General features: G+C 44.1%; 12 protein-coding genes and 2 pseudogenes. 9 read left to right on the top strand and 5 right to left on the bottom strand.

What is annotated here, in order from left to right:
• The first annotated feature begins 103 nt into the window (after positions 1-103).
• The 5 genes from K08M4_RS08970 to K08M4_RS08950 all read left to right on the top strand — a co-directional run bounded on the left by K08M4_RS08970 (position 104) and on the right by K08M4_RS08950 (position 7,883).
• The gene (locus K08M4_RS08970; protein WP_086049630.1) at positions 104-1,459 is read left to right on the top strand and encodes a cache domain-containing protein; all 1,356 of its coding nucleotides are present in this window, start codon (positions 104-106) and stop codon (positions 1,457-1,459) included.
• Positions 1,452-2,090: a response regulator transcription factor gene (locus K08M4_RS08965; RefSeq protein WP_086049629.1), complete on the top strand. Its 639-nt coding sequence runs from the start codon at positions 1,452-1,454 to the stop codon at positions 2,088-2,090. The genes K08M4_RS08970 and K08M4_RS08965 overlap by 8 nt, the downstream gene beginning before the upstream one ends.
• 169 nt (positions 2,091-2,259) lie before the next feature.
• Complete coding sequence (locus tag K08M4_RS08960; RefSeq protein ID WP_086049628.1) at positions 2,260-3,858, top strand: BCCT family transporter; 1,599 nt, start codon at positions 2,260-2,262, stop codon at positions 3,856-3,858.
• Positions 3,859-4,130: 272 nt separating this feature from the next.
• Positions 4,131-5,702: a BCCT family transporter gene (locus K08M4_RS08955; protein WP_017093820.1), complete on the top strand. Its 1,572-nt coding sequence runs from the start codon at positions 4,131-4,133 to the stop codon at positions 5,700-5,702.
• Positions 5,703-5,999: 297 nt separating this feature from the next.
• A complete protein-coding gene (locus tag K08M4_RS08950; protein WP_086049627.1) occupies positions 6,000-7,883 on the top strand; it encodes a methyl-accepting chemotaxis protein in 1,884 nt (627 codons plus the stop codon).
• Between the two features lie 120 nt (positions 7,884-8,003).
• Here K08M4_RS08950 and K08M4_RS08945 read toward each other — a convergent pair whose 3' ends face one another.
• From K08M4_RS08945 to K08M4_RS08925, 5 genes and pseudogenes are all read right to left on the bottom strand, one after another.
• Complete coding sequence (locus tag K08M4_RS08945; RefSeq protein WP_086049626.1) at positions 8,004-8,405, bottom strand: SufE family protein; 402 nt, start codon at positions 8,403-8,405, stop codon at positions 8,004-8,006.
• Positions 8,406-8,408: 3 nt separating this feature from the next.
• Positions 8,409-9,640, bottom strand: a pseudogene (locus K08M4_RS08940) (SufS family cysteine desulfurase).
• The gene (gene sufD, locus K08M4_RS08935; RefSeq protein ID WP_232460206.1) at positions 9,633-10,565 is read right to left on the bottom strand and encodes a Fe-S cluster assembly protein SufD; all 933 of its coding nucleotides are present in this window, start codon (positions 10,563-10,565) and stop codon (positions 9,633-9,635) included. Before sufD ends, K08M4_RS08940 begins: the two are co-directional and overlap by 8 nt.
• Positions 10,468-10,740, bottom strand: a pseudogene (locus tag K08M4_RS22305) (Fe-S cluster assembly protein SufB); the annotation flags it as partial. The pseudogene K08M4_RS22305 and the gene sufD, both read right to left, overlap by 98 nt.
• Positions 10,716-11,084, bottom strand: a complete 369-nt coding sequence (locus K08M4_RS08925) for an iron-sulfur cluster assembly accessory protein (RefSeq protein WP_086049625.1) — start codon at positions 11,082-11,084, stop codon at positions 10,716-10,718. The gene K08M4_RS08925 and the pseudogene K08M4_RS22305, both read right to left, overlap by 25 nt.
• A 185-nt stretch (positions 11,085-11,269) precedes the next feature.
• On the opposite strand from K08M4_RS08925, the gene nrdH reads away from it, so the two are divergent.
• From nrdH to nrdF, 4 genes are read left to right on the top strand one after another with little or no spacing between them, the layout of a single operon-like run.
• Entirely contained in the window at positions 11,270-11,491 is a 222-nt protein-coding gene (nrdH, locus tag K08M4_RS08920) for a glutaredoxin-like protein NrdH (protein WP_086049624.1), read from the top strand.
• Positions 11,491-11,889 carry a class Ib ribonucleoside-diphosphate reductase assembly flavoprotein NrdI gene (gene nrdI, locus K08M4_RS08915; RefSeq protein WP_086049623.1) on the top strand — a complete coding sequence of 133 codons (399 nt, stop codon included), beginning with the start codon at positions 11,491-11,493 and terminating at the stop codon, positions 11,887-11,889. The genes nrdH and nrdI overlap by 1 nt, the downstream gene beginning before the upstream one ends.
• The gene (nrdE, locus tag K08M4_RS08910) at positions 11,882-14,014 is read left to right on the top strand and encodes a class 1b ribonucleoside-diphosphate reductase subunit alpha (RefSeq protein WP_086049622.1); all 2,133 of its coding nucleotides are present in this window, start codon (positions 11,882-11,884) and stop codon (positions 14,012-14,014) included. The genes nrdI and nrdE overlap by 8 nt, the downstream gene beginning before the upstream one ends.
• A 16-nt stretch (positions 14,015-14,030) precedes the next feature.
• Positions 14,031-15,002, top strand: a complete 972-nt coding sequence (gene nrdF / locus K08M4_RS08905) for a class 1b ribonucleoside-diphosphate reductase subunit beta (RefSeq protein WP_086049621.1) — start codon at positions 14,031-14,033, stop codon at positions 15,000-15,002.
• Positions 15,003-15,060: the final 58 nt, after the last annotated feature.

Genomic DNA, 15,060 nt, shown 5'->3' with positions numbered 1-15,060 from the left:
TGAAGCCAAGAATGTGAATGATATGTTTCAACGGCTATCTATAAATTGCTAAAGTAAAACGGCTTATTGATGTTCAGTAAGCCGTTTTTTGTGAGGGAAAGGAATGCCTCTAAAAGCTAAGCTGATTTTGCTGACGCTACTCCCGTTGCTACTGGTCACGGCGAGCATAAGTTGGATCTCGTTACACCAAACCAAGACGCTGGGTGCGAAAGAGGTCGAGATCTTCAGGGACAGCCTAATCAAGTCGCGTGAAAACGCCCTCAAAGACACGGTCGACCTCGCATTCGATGCGATCGAACATATCTACAACGACCCCGATATCAAAGAAGCGCAAGCCAAAAAAGAAGTTCGAACCATATTGTCTAAACTTAGATATGGCTCTGATGGTTATTTCTTCGCATATGATCGCCACGGAACCAACTTGGTTCATCCGATACAGCCGGAATTGATTGGAAAAAATCTGCTTCAATTGCAAGATGAAGATGGTGATTTTCTGATCGAAGCTCTGCTAAGAGAGGCGCAAACCGGAGGAGGATTCCACCAGTATTTGTGGCAAAAGCCCTCGACTGGGGAAGTGGTCTCTAAGCTGAGTTACGCCGCTTGGTTAGAGCGTTGGGATTGGATGATTGGCACGGGTTTGTATATTGAAGACGTGCACCAAGAAGTGGCTTCGATGCAGGCTGCGATCAACAAGAATATTGAAACCACGTTCTTCTCTATTGTGGTGATTCTTAGCGTGACGGTGGCGGTTATTATCGTGCTGACGTTGGCCATTAACATGCATGAACATCGAATTGCGGATAATAATTTAAAAGAGCTCGCCCATAAAACGGTGATGTTCCAAGAAGACGAGAAGAAGCATTTAGCGCGAGAGCTACATGACGGTATTAATCAATTATTAGTATCAAGTCGTTGCCACTTAGAACTACTTGGTAATAAGTTACAAAATGAAGACCTCAAAGCGCATTTGAATAAGTCGCAGCATTCATTGATGCGAGCGATCGAAGAGGTGAGGCACATCTCGCATCAACTTCGTCCAAGCTCACTGGATGATATTGGCTTAGAAGCGGCGCTGTCTTCATTGCTGTTAGATTTTCAGGCGCACTCGGGCATAGAAGTAGAAACCATGTTTGCTACACAACCGGGCAAGTTGAAATCAGAAGCGGCGACGACCTTATATCGAGTGGTGCAAGAGTCCTTAAATAACATAGAGAAACACGCACAAGCGACCAAAGTAACGGTTATCGCACAGCAAATTGGCAACGTGTTACAGCTTCTAATCCAAGACAACGGTGTCGGTTTCAACACCTATAAAGCGATGGAAAAACGAGGGATCGGTCTGCGCAATATGAGAGAGCGGGTGGAGTTTATCGGTGGTGATTTTGAGCTGATGAGTGAGATTGGCCTCGGAACGGAAATTACAGTGTTACTGACACTAGAGGGATTAATGAATGAGTGAAGTTATTCGAGTTGTGATCGCTGACGATCACCAAGTGGTACTGGATGGCTTTATGGCGAGATTGGAACTCGAGCCAGATATTTGCGTGATAGGCACCGCCAGTAATGGTTTAGAAGCGGTAGAGGTTGTTAAGTCTCTAAGGCCCGATGTGGTATTGATGGATATTAGCATGCCTATCATGAACGGCATTGACGCAACCCACCTGATTAAAGAAGAAGACCCCGATGCCAAGGTGCTGATGCTGACCATGCATAACAACCGTGAATACATCATGAAGGTGATGCAGTCGGGCGCCGTCGGCTATATGTTGAAAGAGATTTCAGCTGAAAAAATGGTCCAGGCGATCAAAACGGTCAATCAAGGCTCGACCTATTTCTGTGAAAAAGTCACACAGAATTTGTTTACTCAGCCGATTACTCCCACGCAATCCGTCAAGAATCCATTGAGCAGACGTGAAGAAGCGGTGTTGAAATTGGTGGCAAAAGGGGAGAGCAGTAAAGAGATCGCGAAGGATTTAAATATCAGTTACCGAACGGTAGAAACACACAGACAAAACATTAAGCATAAGCTGGATATTCACTCTACGGCAGAGCTAGCTAAATATGCTGTTAATTCTGGGCTTGTAGAGTGATCTTACGCTAAATTACATTAAATGTGTAATTTAATTACTAAAGTTGTAATTTATGCCTGATTTTTGGCGGTTTTTTTAGTATTTTTGCGACAGGTTGATATCCTTCTTTTCGAAATTTAAGCGCCGAATGCAATGTTGCAAACTGTGCGCTACCAATTAGAGAGGAAACATGGAGCCTGTAAAAGATAGGTATAGTATTGAAAATACCGATTATACAGTAGGACAAGATAACGTTCAGAAATGGGGTTTTGATGTTCATAACCCAGTATTTGGAATCAGTGCAGGAGCGATCATTGTCTTCTTAGTTGCACTTCTAGTCGCAGATCCAGAAACCGCAAAAGCGGCACTGGATGGAATCAAATGGAAAGTCATCGGTAACTTCGATGGTTTCTTCATGTGGGCAGCCAACATCTTCGTTATCTTCTGTTTTGCCCTCATTGTCTCCCCGTATGGCAAGATACGTATTGGTGGCAATGATGCCAAAGCAGAGCACTCTAACCTGTCTTGGATGTCGATGTTATTCGCCGCAGGAATGGGTATTGGCCTGATGTTCTGGGGTGTAGCTGAACCCGTCGCTTACTTTACTGGTTGGTATGAAACACCGCTCGGTGTTGAAGCTTATTCTCCTGAAGCGGCTAAGTTGGCATTAGGTGCAACCATCTACAACTGGGGTCTTCACGGTTGGGCAATCTACGCGGTTGTTGCTCTAGCCCTCGCTTTCTTCACATTCAATAAAGGCTTACCGCTTTCAATTCGCTCAATCTTTTACCCGCTACTCGGTGACAGAACTTGGGGTTGGTTTGGACATATCGTTGATATCGTCGCGGTACTGGCTACGCTATTTGGCCTTGCAACATCGCTTGGCCTAGGCGCACAGCAAGCAACCAGTGGTATTAACCATGTGTTTGGTACCGATGGTGGTATTGGCATGCAGCTGATTGTTATTGCAGTGGTCACTTTCTTAGCAACAATGTCAGTGGTTCGCGGTATTAACGGTGGCGTGAAGGTTTTAAGTAACATCAACATGTTGGTTGCTTTGGGCTTGCTTATCTTCGTAACGATCGCTGGTGGTATGGCGGGTATTAAAGCAATCCCAACCGCGCTAATGGGCTACATTGAAAACTTTATTCCTCTAAGTAATCCTCATGGTCGTGATGATGAAACTTGGATGCAGGGTTGGACGGTATTCTATTGGGCTTGGTGGATGTCTTGGTCACCATTCGTAGGCATGTTCATCGCGCGTATCTCTAAAGGTCGTACTATTCGTGAATTCATCGTCGCTGTATTGTTCATCCCAACGACAGTAATCATCATCTGGATGGCTATTTTCGGTGGTATCGCGATTGATCAAGTGGCGAACAAGGTGGGTGAGATAGGCGTGAATGGTTTGCAAGATATTACGCTTTCTCTATTCCACACTTATGATGCGCTGCCAATGAGTTCTGTGCTTTCTGTAGTATCGATTGGTTTGATTATGGTGTTCTTCATCACCTCGTCAGATTCAGGCTCATTAGTTATCGACAGCATTACTTCTGGCGGTAAAGTTGATGCCCCTGTTCCTCAACGTGTATTTTGGGCGTTGATGGGCGGTGCGATTGCAGCCGTTCTATTATGGGTTGGCGGTACGGAATCCATTCAAGCACTGCAAGCTGGAACGGTATCAATGGCGCTACCATTTGCGTTCATATTATTGCTTATGTGCCTAAGCTTATTGTTAGGTTTACGAACTGAAAATCAATTAGTTAACCAGCAAAATGCTTTGAGCTAAAAGTATTTTCTGAATAAAGGTCGACAGGGTCGGCCTTTTTTTCGTCATATACTTAAGTGATTTCGTGAATTTTGTTGGAAAATTAATCGAACCGATTCTGGTTTACTGAAAACAATAAGTTAACCTGCTAAACTTCAGACATCCAAGTATTTGAATTATTGTGACAACAGCTTGTATTACTTGGATCGTGTGTTCGAGTTTGTGATTCAGTCACAAGTAAGTAAGGGATAGTAAGGTCAACAGACCCTATCAATATTCCGTAGAGAGGGATAATGACTAAAGGTATAGATAAATACAGTATCGACAGTACGGATTACACTGTCGGTCAAGATAACGTCCAAAAATGGGGTTTTGATGTTCATAACCCAGTATTTGGTATCAGTGCAGGACTTATTGCTTTGTTCCTGATCGGCATTCTGATTACAGATACCGCTTCAGCAAAGGCAGCACTAGATGGCGTTAAAGGCCAGATCATCAATTCGTTTGATTGGCTGTTCATTTGGTCGGGTAATGTTTTCGTTGTTTTCTGCTTAGGCTTAATTGTTTCTCCGTATGGTAAAATCCGCCTTGGTGGTGTTGATGCGACGGCAGATTACTCATTCATGTCTTGGCTATCGATGTTGTTTGCCGCAGGTATGGGTATCGGCCTAATGTTCTGGAGTGTGGCGGAACCCGCTGCTTACTTCACGGGTTGGTTTGAAACCCCGTTAGGTGTTGAACCAAACACACCAGAAGCTGCTAAGTTGGCGCTAGGTGCAACCATGTATCACTGGGGTCTACACCCTTGGGCGATTTATGGCGTAGTAGCACTGTCACTTGCGTTTTTCTCTTACAACAAGGGATTGCCTCTTTCTATTCGTTCTATTTTCTACCCAATCTTGGGTGATAGAGCGTGGGGTTGGGCTGGTCACATTGTTGATATTCTGGCGGTTCTTGCAACGCTGTTTGGTTTGGCGACGTCGCTGGGCTTAGGTGCGCAACAAGCAGCAAGTGGTATTCAACATGTCTTCGGAATCGAGGCTGGCTTAGGGTTACAAGTTGTTGTTATAACCGTAGTAACGTTATTAGCGGTCGTGTCAGTGCTTCGCGGTATTGATGGCGGCGTTAAAGTTATCAGTAACATCAACATGTTGGTTGCTTTCCTACTGCTTATCTTAGTGGCTCTAATCGGCTATGCGGTGAGTTTAGGTTCTATCCCAACAACCTTTATGGCATACGTTGAAAACATCATTCCTTTGAGTAATCCTCATGGTCGTGAAGATGAAGCGTGGATGCACGGCTGGACTGTATTCTACTGGGCTTGGTGGATTTCATGGTCACCATTCGTAGGTATGTTTATCGCGCGTGTTTCTAAAGGCCGTACGGTTCGTGAGTTCATCACAGCGGTTCTGATTGTTCCAACGACTGTTACTATCATTTGGATGTCAGTATTTGGTGGCATGGCGATTGACCAAATCGTGAATAACGTTGGTATCCTTGGTCAAGATGGTTTGACTGATGTATCACTAGCGATGTTCCAAATGTTTGATGCTCTACCGTTCGGTACGCTGCTATCAATCATTGCGGTTATCTTAGTTCTAGTATTCTTCATTACATCGTCTGACTCAGGCTCTCTAGTTATCGACAGCATCACCGCGGGTGGTAAAGTTGATACGCCAGTGCCTCAACGTGTGTTCTGGGCGTTCCTTGAAGGTGCGATCGCTGTGGCTCTATTGTGGGTTGGCGGTACAGAAGCAGTACAGGCTCTACAAGCAGGCGCAATATCGACGGCATTGCCATTCACCATCATTCTATTACTGATGTGTGTTAGCTTGCTAATGGGTATGCGCACAGAGAAGCGATAGACTGATCGTTAATCGACTTTCCATTTAGTTGAAGTCGAATATAAAGTAAAAAGAAAGGCAGAAGAGGAAACTCTCCTGCCTTTTTTGTATCCGTTTTACAGCCTGATGAACCGTATATGTCGTAGGGATTGTCGTTGAAATGGCGCCTTGAATTTGGCGAAAAGCCAAGTAATTGGCGAAAGATAAGTTTTTGGTTTTATTGCAAAATAATGTGATGTAAAACTGTGAAATAGCTCGAATCGTTTACTTAAATTGGGTAGTATTCGCTAGATTTTCCACCACTCGTGAAACTTACTAATGAAATTAACACTTAAGCAGAAGTTGATAGGTGCTAGCCTATCTGCTGTTATCGTCATGGCAACAGCCTTGACTTGGTTATCAGCAAACCAATTATTTGAAGAGACTCGTAATGGCGTATACCAACGAGCTGAAAGCGTATCTGAAGCAGCATCTGAAGGTATTAAAAACTGGATTGATATTCGCACGGATATCGCATCAGCGTTTAATGACTTTTCACGAGAGGATGATGTTGTTCCTTTCCTTAAGCAAGCTCGTGTAGCGGGTGGCTTTGACGATATCTTTTTAGGTACTCCAGAAGGCGGAATGTACCGTTCACATCCTGAGCGTAATCGTGCAGATTACGATCCTCGTCAACGCCCTTGGTACCAAGAAGCAAACGCAGCCGGTAAGCAAATTATTACAACCGCTTATCAAGATGCGATTACCCAAGCGCTTCTAGTTACGATTGCTGAACCTGTTCGTCATAACGGTAAGTTTGTTGGCGTTGTTGGTGCGGATGTACTTATTGATCAACTAGTCAACGATGTTATCAGCTTAGATGTTGGTGACAACGCTTACGCAATGCTCATTGATGCCTCTGACGGCACATTCCTAGCACACCCAGACTCAGCACTGAGCCTTAAGCCTGTAAGCCAGCTTTCAAACGACATTTCTATGCCTATCATCGAAAACGCAGTGCGTACGGGTAGCATCGAGATCATCAAAGAGCGCGGTGCTGAGAAGCTGCTTTACTTCACTAATGTGCCTAACACTAACTGGATTTTCGCAGTTCAGATGGACAAAGCAACAGAAGAAGCGAATCACTCAATACTTCTTACGCAACTCATTACTACAGCGGTTGTAATTACTCTGATCGTTATCGTGTTGGTTTCTATGTTGGTTAGTTTCCTATTCCGCGACTTAAACCGCGTTTCAGCAGCACTTGAAGAAATTGCTTCAGGCGAGGGCGACTTGACTCAACGTCTTGAGCTTAAAAGTGATGACGAAATTGGTAAACTTGCGGCAAATTTCAATCATTTTGTGGGCAACATGCACACCATGGTACTCAAGCTAAGTGAAGTGTCTGCTGCACTAGGTAACCAAGCACGTCAAACAGCTTCTCAAGCTGAAGAGCGTAGTGCGCGTATTCAGATGCAACAAGACGAAATTAATATGGTAGCAACCGCTGTAAACGAAATGGCAGCAGCTACACAAGAGATCGCGGGTAACGCCGACCAAACTGCACAGAACTCATCTGAAGCAGTTGGTGCATGTGAGCACGGCACGGGTCAAGTGACACAAACTCAAAGCTCTATTCAGAATCTTGCACAAGAAGTTCAAATCGCAACAAACGTGATTCTAGAGCTTGAAGAGCACGGCAACAGCATTAACGCTATCTTGTCTAATATCCAAGGTATTGCAGAGCAAACAAACTTACTTGCACTGAACGCGGCGATTGAAGCGGCACGTGCTGGTGAACAAGGTCGTGGTTTCGCGGTTGTTGCTGATGAAGTTCGTGTTCTGAGCCAACGTACACACGGCTCAACGCAAGAGATTCAACAAACTATCGAATTGCTACAAGGTACCACGGGCAAAGCGGTAAGCATCATGAACGATAGCCGTACCCTTGCTGAAACCAGTGTTGATGACTCAAACTCAGCGGCTGCAAGCTTAACGCAAATTCACTCAGCAGTTGAACGCATCAGCGACATGGCGACTCAAATCGCTTCTGCTGCAGAAGAGCAAGCTTCAGTAACGTCTGAGATTACTCGTAACACTGAAGGGATCCGTGACGTATCTAACGAGCTAGCAGGCGAAGCGCATCAAGCGGCAGAGCAAGCAGCTCAACTTTCTGAACTGTCTCACGAACTAGAAAGTGAAATCAGCCGTTTTAAGCTGTAATGATAGTTAGCTAAATAGATAAAACGAAGCCCCAACTTAGGTTGGGGCTTTTTTATGTTCGCTTTTTAGAAGAAGCAAAATGTCGTGATCTAATCATGCTGGGCTATTGTTTATTGAAGGTTAAACAGCCCGAGCGTGACACAGAATGTGTTTTATTATGGCCTCTAAACCTTGACTCCGACTGGGGCTAAGTTGAGATTTTAGATCTAACTGACGGAACCAGCCTTTAATATCGAACTGTAGAATACTCTCGGGTTTTTGGTTGTTATAGGCGATCAAAACCAATGCCAGCAAACCTTTAACTAATGAGGAATCACTGGTCGCTTGTATCGACATTTTGTTCTGTTGACTGATGGAAAGATCTAGCCATACATTACTTTGGCAGCCTGCGATAAGATGTGTTTTATTCATCTTTGTCACAGGGAAGGGCTCTAATCGGTCCCCCAATTCTATCAAATACATATAACGTTCTTCCCAGTCAGCGCATCGCTCGAAGTTTTTCTGGAGCTTTTCAGGGGACATAAGCTACCTTAACAGTTGGTGGATTCGCTTTAGTGATTGGCACAAGGCGTCTATGTATTTGGGCCTTGTGTACATGCCAATCGATGCGCGACACAGCGAGTTCTGACCGAGTCGTTTTATAAGGGGCATTGCGCAGAGATGCCCGGTACGAATCGCAATACCATATCTATCTAAGAATGAACCCACATCAAAAGAGTGTTGATTTTTCATATTAAAAGCCAAAACGCCCGTGCGGTTATCATCATCGCCATAGAGCTCTATTGCTGGTATCTGTCTAATGCTCTCCACCAAATAATTCATTACATTTTTTTCATAGTCAGAGATCTCTTTGAAGCCGATAGTTTCTATGTAGTCTAGAGCGGCGCCTAAACCTAAAATGCCTGCAATATTCGGAGTGCCCGCTTCGAACTTCCACGGAGCTTGGCCAAACGAGGTTCCCAAAGGCAGGGTCACTTGATCGATCATGGCTCCGCCGCCTTCCCATGGCACCATGTTGTCGAGATGTGTTTTTTTGCATAAAGCACGCCGATGCCTGTCGGGCCATAGAGTTTGTGCCCAGAGAAGGCGTAGAAATCACAATCGAGGTCCGTCACATTGACTTCATGGTGCATGACAGCTTGAGCACCGTCGACTAACACGGGGACTTTTGCTTTATGTGCTGCTTTGACAATGGTCTTAATAGAGTTTGTGCGACCTAAAACATTCGACACGTGGCTAATCGCCAGCAGTTTTGTCTTTGTATTCATTAACGAGACAAGGTCTTTGAGATTTAAGTAACCATTTTTTGCCATTGGCCAAACACGAATGTTGACGTTATAAATTTCAGAAAGCATCTGCCAGGGGACAAGGTTGGCGTGATGTTCCATCTCCGTTACGATGATTTCGTCCCCCGCTTTTAACCTAGGGCGTAAATAGCTATTAGCAACAAGGTTGATGGCTTCTGTCGTCCCTTTGGTAAAAACAATAGTTTCTCGGGATTGAGCTGAAATGAACTGAGCAAGTTTCTCTCTCACTTGTTCCATTTCTTCGGTGGCTTTAGAGCTGAGATAATGGACGCCGCGATGAACACTCGCATAATCATGTTGATAGAACTGAGTCATGCGGTCGATAACGACTTGAGGGGTTTGGGCCGTCGCAGCACTGTCTAAATAGACCAAAGGCTTGTCGTAAACTTGAGTTCTTAGAGCCGGGAAGTCGTTAAACCAAGGGCTTGTCTTTTCGCTCGAATCAATCATTTGGACATCCTTTATTGAGTGACGCATTGATTTTATCTACCGCAGATTGTCTTAGGGCGGGGTGTTTAATTCTATCGGTAACGTCAATGACAAACGCAGAGGTAATCATGTGTTTGGCTCGCTTTTTTGGTATTCCTCTAGATCGTAAGTAGTTGATTTGGTTAGGGTCGATTTGCCCTGTTGTCGCACCATGGCTGCATTTGACGTCGTCCGCATAAATCTCTAATTGAGGTTTAGAGTTTACTTGGGCGTCATCGCCTAGAATTAGACTGTGGGTGTCCATTTGTCCATCTGTTTTTTGCGCGATAGGGTCAACATAGATCATGCCATCAAAAACAGACTTAGATTGGTTTCGAGCGATGGTTTTATGATTTTGTTCACTTTGGCAGTGAGGAGAGTTGTGCTTCAAATAGGTGCGAGTATCAAAAATCGCCTCACCTTGGGGGAGTGAAATACTATCCATAGCAACAAAACCTTGTTCGCCATTGAGCTCTGAACTTACTTGATGTCGTATCAATTGGCCGGAGTAGAGCAAACAACAAGAGTAGGCGTTAGCATGCGCATTAACCACCAAATCGTTATGACCGAAATGATGTTGATTTGAGGCTTCTTCGACAATTTTAGTGTGATGGTAGTGAGCACCGCAGCCAACGTGTTGTGTTAAGCGAGATAGTGTTACGTCTCTACCGCTTCCCTGTGAAACATGGTGTTCGATGACGGTGACTTCCGCATGATCTGCGACTTCAATATGGCTTCTGTAGCTTGATATATCGCCTTGTTTTCCGGAATTGATATGCAGAAGATAAATAGGTTTCGGTATCTGCGTGTTCGGGTTCGTTACGTTTTGCGGAGATTGCTCGAACGACTTGTTCGTTGATTCCCTTCGACAAAGTATCTGAAGATAACTCAGTGTAGAAACCTTCACGATAGTGACTGCTCTGCAGTAACTCTGTAACTTCAGGCTGCGTGTCAATTTCAGGTCGCGTTTCAGCGTTTGGTCGCATTTCAATTTTTGGTTGCGTTTCAACGTCAAGTAGCGTTTTAGCTTCAGACTGCGTTTCTAATGCGCACATGGTTAAACTCCAAAACTCTCGCCACATCCACAAAGGTTCTTCACTTTGGGATTTTTGTATACAAAATTACTGTTTAAACCCTGATGCACAAAGTCGACCTCTGTGCCATCGATCATAGGTAGGGCTTTGAGTGCAATATAGAAAATGACGTCATGTGATTCGTACTTGATGTCGTCATCGGATGGCGAATCGATCAGCGCCACTTCATATGCAAACCCCGTACAGCCAGAGGACTTAACCGTGAGGTGGAAGTGCTTTTGCCCATGTGATAACTGGGAAATTCTGTTTGCGGCACTTTCACTTAACGTAACGCCTTGCCACTCCATATCATGTATGGATATGTCATTAGAACCGGAACTCGAAATACTCACCTTACTGCTCCATATTTGACTGGTGATAATAGATGATATTGATTATCATTTGCATATCAACCATGTATTGTCTATGGTCTTTAGGGAGAGGATCAATATGTTGACAAAACATAAATCCCAAATACTATATGTGCCATTATTTATTAATAATGATTATCATTAAGATTTAGTTGAGGTTGTATAATATGGATGTCATCGTTTATTCCAAGCCACAGTGTGTGCAATGCACAGCAACGGTTAAGGCGTTACAGAGCAAAGGTATTGAGCATACCGTTGTTGATTTAACGTGCGACGAAATCGCAATGGAAAGGGTTCAATCAATGGGGTATCGACAAGCTCCCGTGGTTGTCGTCAATGACCGCCATTGGTCTGGTTTTAGACCTGACATGATCAGCGCGTTGGGTTAATGATTGTTTATTACTCTAGCGCTTCGGGGAATACGAAGCGGTTTGTCGAACAGCTAGGATTACCTGCGATTAGGCTTCCTACTGAGGCCAATGGAAGGACGCTAGAGATTGAGCAACCGTTTGTACTCATATGCCCGACTTATGCCGATGGTGAGGGGCGAGGAGCTGTGCCTAACTCCGTTATAAGTCTATTGAATAACCCGAATAATCGAGCATTGATTAAAGGTGTGATTGCTTCGGGAAATCGAAACTTTGGAGCTCTTTTTGCTCGCGGAGGTGCCATTGTTGCTGAAAAATGCAATGTACCGCTGTTGTATCGTTTCGAACTATCTGGAACCCAGAGCGATATTGATATCGTGACAAATGGGTTAGAACAATTTTGGAAACATCATGGATAACCACTTTGAGAACGAGTCCCTTGACTACCATGCTTTAAACGCAATGTTGAATCTACTTGATGAACAAGGGACGATTCAGTTTGAGGCAGATAAGCAAGCGGCTCGACAGTTTTTCTTACAACACGTTAATCAAAATACCGTGTTCTTTCATAATTTAGACGAGAAGATCGACTATTTGCTCAGCGAGGGATATTACGAGGCTCAAGTTATTGAGCAATATGATCGCAGTTTTCTTCATCAAATCTGGGCAAACGCCTATCAAGCCAAATTTCGATTCCGCACGTTCTTAGGTGCTTATAAGTTCTTTACTTCCTATGCACTAAAAACTCGTGATGGTAAGCGATATTTAGAAAGGTTCGAAGACCGAGTGGTTATGACTGCACTGTTACTGGCTCGTGGTGACTGTGAATTTGCACTGGCACTAATGGAAGAAATCATTCATCAGCGCTTTCAACCGGCTACGCCCACTTTTATTAACTCCGGCAAAAAGAGCCGTGGTGAATTGATCTCCTGCTTTTTGTTGAGAATTGAAGACAATATGGAGAGCATCGGTCGTGCGATTAACTCATCGTTGCAACTCTCACGTCGTGGCGGTGGTGTTGCTTTACTTCTGACGAATTTAAGAGAGCAAGGTGCGCCCATTAAGGGGATCTTAAATCAAAGTTCAGGTGTCGTCCCTGTGATGAAATTGCTTGAAGACAGTTTCTCGTATGCAAACCAATTGGGGTCTAGGCAAGGCGCGGGTGCTGTCTATCTTAATGTTCACCATCCAGACATCATGCAATTTCTTGATACGAAAAGAGAAAATGCCGATGAAAAAATCAGAATTAAGACCTTGAGCCTTGGTGTTGTCATTCCCGATATTACTCTGGAATTAGCCAAGCAAAACAAAGATATGTACTTGTTTTCTCCTCATGATGTTGAGCGAGTGTATGGCGTACCTTTCTCTGAAATTTGCGTGACGGAGAAGTATCATGAAATGGTGGATGACCCGAGGATCCGCAAAGGGAAAATGAGTGCAAGAGGGCTTTTCCAAACGCTTGCCGAGATCCAATTTGAGTCGGGCTATCCATACATTATGTTCGAAGATACGGTTAATCAGGCTAACCCCATTCAGGGGCGTGTAAATATGTCTAACTTGTGTTCTGAAATATTGCAGGTCAACGAGGCGTCAAATTATGATGATGACTTGAACTATAATCATGTCGGGCGAGATATTTCGTGCAATTTAGGCTCGATCAACATTGCCAAAGCCTTGGATGGAGGTCGACTATCTCAAACCGTTGACACCGCAATTCGAGCATTAAATGCAGTGTCAGAGATGAGCGCAATCAACAGTGTGCCTTCGATAAGAAAGGGCAATGATGAAAGTCATGCTATTGGTTTAGGTCAGATGAACTTGCATGGGTTTTTGGCTAGAGAACGCATTCACTATGATTCACCAGAGGCCATTGATTTCACCAGCAGTTATTTTGCCTGTGTTTTATATCACTGTCTCGTGGCTTCCAATAAGTTGGCACAAGAGAGAAAGAGCACGTTCAACGGGTTCGAAGAGTCCAGCTACAGTGATGGGTCTTTCTTCGACAAATATTTGCAGCAAGATTTCTCGCCAAAATTGGACGTGGTCCAAGATCTCTTTAGCCGTTTAGATATACGAATACCCACCGTGTCTGAGTGGAGCGAATTGAAACAACTCGTCATGAGCTCAGGGCTATACAACCGATACTTACAGGCCATTCCTCCTACAGGCTCAATTAGCTATATCAACGACTCTACCGCTTCTATTCATCCCGTTACCGCTAAAGTGGAGATAAGAAAAGAGGGTAAAATTGGGCGAGTTTACTTCCCTGCGCCGTATTTGAATAACTCTAATTTAGAGTATTTTCGTGACGCTTTTTCCATAGGCCCTAAGGCAATAATCGATGTCTATGCAGCGGCCACTGAACATGTTGATCAAGGCCTTTCATTAACTTTGTTTTTTGACGATGAGGTGACGACGAGAGATATCAACAAAGCTCAGATCTACGCATGGAAAAAGAAAATTAAAACGCTTTACTACATCCGAATGCGACAGAAAGCATTAGAAGGTACTCAAGTCGAAGGGTGCGTGTCGTGCTCACTGTAATAAAGGGATAAACGCAATGAAAAAGATGGAATCCGAACCCGTTCAAGCGATTAACTGGAATCGTATGATTGATGGCAAAGATCTAGAGATTTGGAATCGCCTGACGGTTAATTTTTGGCTGCCTGAAAAGGTACCTTTATCCAATGATATTCAAACATGGAAGCAACTAACTGAAGAAGAGCAAACGCTAACGATTAGAGTTTTTACCGGTTTAACGTTACTCGACACGATTCAGAATACGGTGGGTGCGCCAGCCTTGATGGAAGATGCGAGAACGCCTCATGAAGAAGCGGTATTAACCAATATCGCTTTTATGGAGGCAGTTCATGCGCGTAGCTACTCTTCTGTCTTCTCAACTTTGTGTACTACGCCGCAAATTGATGAAGCGTTTCGCTGGGCTGAAGAGAACCCTCTGTTACAGAAAAAAGCACAGATTATCCTCGACGATTATTTAATTGAAGGCGACCCGCTAAAGAAAAAAGTGGCCAGTGTCTTTCTAGAGAGTTTCTTGTTCTATTCTGGGTTTTATCTACCCATGCATTGGTCGAGTCGGGCGAAACTGACCAACACAGCGGATTTGATCCGTTTGATTATTCGTGATGAAGCGATTCATGGTTATTACATTGGATACAAGTTTCAACTCGCTTACCAATCTCTTAGCGAGGAAGAACAGGCGAGAGTTAAGGATGAAGCTTATTCATTAATGTTCTCTCTTTATGAAATCGAAACGCAATATACTGAATCGCTTTATGATCCTGTTGGCTTAACTGAAGATGTGAAGCATTTTCTACATTACAACGCCAACAAAGCGTTGATGAATCTCGGGTTTGAAGCATTGTTCCCGGATGAGTTATGTCAGGTTAACCCTGCTATCATGGCCGCATTGTCGCCCAATGCTGACGAAAACCATGACTTCTTTTCTGGTTCTGGTTCTTCTTATGTCATAGGTAAAGCTGTGGCTACTGAAGACGATGACTGGGATTTTTAAACGAATAGCCCGAGCATGAACTCGGGCTAGAAGCGTATTATTTATCTTCAAAACGACA

The organism is Vibrio syngnathi, assembly GCF_002119525.1.
In the GTDB taxonomy this organism is placed as follows: Bacteria; Pseudomonadota; Gammaproteobacteria; order Enterobacterales; family Vibrionaceae; genus Vibrio; species Vibrio syngnathi.
This window is presented reverse-complemented; position numbering and strand designations above follow the sequence as displayed.